Origin of the sequence: Microbacterium sp. (genome assembly GCF_051953575.1) — a bacterium.
Classification (GTDB): Bacteria; Actinomycetota; Actinomycetes; order Actinomycetales; family Microbacteriaceae; genus Microbacterium.
This window is the reverse complement of the sequence record NZ_JBQCIP010000135.1, coordinates 1-3,097: the sequence shown is the minus strand read 5'-3', so window position 1 is coordinate 3,097 and position 3,097 is coordinate 1. Positions and strand designations below refer to the sequence as shown.

The window sequence follows — 3,097 nt, the reverse complement described above, 5'->3', positions numbered from 1 at the left end:
GACCCTGCGTGCCCGCTCGGCCGACGATCCGGCCTCCGACGCGGTGTCGACGATGTCGCTCATCGCGGGAGGACGCCCAGGGCGGCGCGCGCCTCGGCCGCAGCACGGGTGCGGGCGGCGGCATCCTGCACCGCGACCGAGCGGCGCCGGCCGTCATCGGCCCGGCGCTCCAGGCGGCTCGCGACGAAGGCGTCGAGGGCGGATGCCGCCTGCAGCAGCGCACGCTCGAAAGCGGTGGTGCGCGCGACGGCGCGCGACGACACGACGTGGTGGGCGGTGATGGTGGTCATGGCTGCGCTCCTAGTCTTCGAGTTCCGGAAGCGGGAACAGGTCGGCCCGGATGGTGACGGGCCGGACGTTCGCGCCGGTCTGGTTGCGGTACTTGTCCACGGCGTCGTCGATCAGCGCCATGATGTTGCGGGACAGCTCCTCGGACTGCTCCGGGGTGAGGCGGGCGGTGGCCGTGGAGATCATGCTCCCCTCCTGCCACTCCTCCTCTTCTTCGGCGAGACCGCGATCGATGAACTGCATGAGCTGCTCCTGGCGGAGCTTGAAGAACTCGCCCATGACGATCTGGGTCGCGGCCCTGCCGGACGGCGTCTTGATGGCTTCGGCGTTCGCGAACGACACGCCGCCCTTCGGACGCTCCCACCAGCGCTCGCGGCCGGAACCGCGACCGTCGACCTCGTGGATGAGGTCGTGCTTGGCCAGCGCTCGCAGATGGTAGCTGGTCGAGCCCGAGGACTCCCCCAGCCGCTCGGCCAGGGAGCTCGCTGTCTGCGGGCCGTACTGGCTGAGGATGTCGTAGATCTTGACCCGCAGCGGGTGCGCCAGTGCGCGCAGCGCGCCAGCGTCGAGGACGCGGTCGCCGCGGGGGTTCGCGCTGCTGCGGGGGGTCTCGTCTGCCATGCCTTCACGATAGCGATGCAAAGACATCTTTGCAAGCACATCTTTGCAATCAGTCTTTTGCAAAGACATCGCGGCACCACGGACCCCGCGCACTAGGCTGGCGCCATGGCGACTGACAACCCGCTCCTCTCCCCCAGCACGCTGCCCTACGGGCTCCCCGACTACTCCGCGATCCGGCCCGAGCACTACCTGCCCGCGTTCGAGCAGGCCTTCGCCGAGCACCGCGCCGAAGTGTCGCGCATCACCGTGGTGCGGTCCATGCCCACGTTCGAGAACACCCTGGTCCCGCTCGAGGCGAGCGGCCGCCTGCTGGGCGACGTCGCCCGCACGTTCTACACGGTGTCATCGGCCGACGCGACGGACGAGATCCAGGCGATCGAGGAGCAGCTCGCCCCGCTGATGTCGGCGCACCAGGACTCGATCCAGCTGGATTCCGCCCTCTTCTGGCGCATCAAGACCCTGCACGACCAGCTCGACGCCCTCGACCTCGATGCTGAACAGCGCTACCTGGTCGAACGGCACTTCACCGAGATGTCGCACGCCGGCGCAGGCCTCGACGACGACGCCAAGGCGCGGCTCACCGACCTCAACCAGCGACTGTCGACGCTCACGACGCAGTTCGAGAAGAACCTGCTCGCCGACACGAACGACCTCGCCGTCGTGTTCGACGATGCCGCGGACCTCGACGGGCTGAGCGAAGGCGAGCTGTCCGCCGCCGCGCAGGCTGCAGCAGATCGCGGCCTCGACGGCAAGTGGGTGGTCACCCTGACCCTGTTCACCGGTCATCCCTACCTGTCGAGCCTCACCAGCCGGCCTTCGCGCGAGCGCCTGCTGGCGGCATCCCGCTCCCGCGGTTCACGCGGGAACGAGCACGACAACCGGGCCACGCTGCTCGAGATCGTGCGGCTGCGCGCCGAACGCGCCGCGCTCCTCGGCTACGACTCGCACGCGGCGTACATCACGTCGGACGAGACCGCGGGCTCTCCCGCTGCCGTGCACAACCTGCTGCGGGAGCTCGCCGTCCCGGCCGCGCGCAACGCCGTGCGCGAGCAGCAGAAGCTGCAGGCGATCGTGGACGCCGAGCCGGCGCCCTTCCCGATCGAGGCGCACGACTGGGCGTTCTACACCGAGAAGGTGCGCGCCGCCGAGTACGACCTCGACCGCGCCGCACTGCGTCCGTGGTTCGAGGCCGAGCGTGTGCTGCAGGACGGCGTGTTCCGCGCCGCGACCGACCTGTACGGCATCACGTTCACCGAGCGCCACGACCTGAAGGGCTACCACCCCGACACCCGCGTGTTCGAGGTGCACAACGCCGACGGTTCGGCGCTCGGTCTCTACATCCTCGACCTGTACACGCGCGACAGCAAGCGGGGCGGCGCGTGGATGAACTCGATCGTGCTGCAGTCGCGTCTGCGCGGCACCGCGCCGATCGTCGTCAACAACCTGAACGTCCCGAAGCCGGCCGCGGGGCGCCCGACGCTCCTCAGCCTCGACGAGGTCACCACGCTCTTCCACGAATTCGGGCACGCACTGCACGGGCTGTTCGCGACCGTCACCTACCCTCACTTCGCGGGGACCAACGTGTTCCGCGACTTCGTCGAGTTCCCGAGCCAGGTCAACGAGATGTGGATCTACTGGCCCGAGATCCTCGCGTCGTACGCGCGCCACATCGACACCGACGAACCGCTGCCCGCCGACGTCGTCGAGAAGCTGCACGCCTCCGAGGCCTTCAACCAGGGCTTCGCGACCAGCGAGTACCTCGCCGCGGCCTGGCTCGATCAGGCCTGGCACTCGCTCACTGCGGACGAGGCCGCAGCCGACATCGACGTCGCGGCCTTCGAGGCCGCGGCGCTGGCGGACATCGGACTCGACAACCCCGCGGTCCCGACGCGGTACTCGTCGACGTACTTCGCCCACGTCTTCTCGGGCGGGTACAGCGCGGGCTACTACGCGTACATCTGGAGCGAGGTGCTCGACGCCGACACCGTCGAATGGTTCCGTGAGAACGGCGGGCTGCGTCGCGAGAACGGAGATCGCTTCCGCGACCGCCTGCTCGGTGTGGGCGGGTCGAAGGATCCGCTCGAGGCCTACCGCGACTTCCGTGGACGGGATGCCGTCATCCAGCCGCTCCTCGAACGCCGGGGGCTCGCGGACTGACCGTCGGGGGGGGGGGGGGGGGGGGGGGGGG

General features: G+C 69.6%; 3 protein-coding genes. 1 reads left to right on the top strand and 2 read right to left on the bottom strand.

The features are described from left to right. Positions 1-59 precede the first annotated feature (59 nt). A complete protein-coding gene (locus ACTHNQ_RS08715) occupies positions 60-290 on the bottom strand; it encodes a hypothetical protein (protein ID WP_440332880.1) in 231 nt (76 codons plus the stop codon). 10 nt (positions 291-300) lie between these two features. Then, positions 301-909, bottom strand: a complete 609-nt coding sequence (locus ACTHNQ_RS08710) for an ArsR/SmtB family transcription factor (protein WP_440332878.1) — start codon at positions 907-909, stop codon at positions 301-303. Between the two features lie 105 nt (positions 910-1,014). On the opposite strand from ACTHNQ_RS08710, the gene ACTHNQ_RS08705 reads away from it, so the two are divergent. After that, positions 1,015-3,066 carry a M3 family metallopeptidase gene (locus tag ACTHNQ_RS08705; RefSeq protein ID WP_440332877.1) on the top strand — a complete coding sequence of 684 codons (2,052 nt, stop codon included), beginning with the start codon at positions 1,015-1,017 and terminating at the stop codon, positions 3,064-3,066. Positions 3,067-3,097 lie beyond the last annotated feature (31 nt).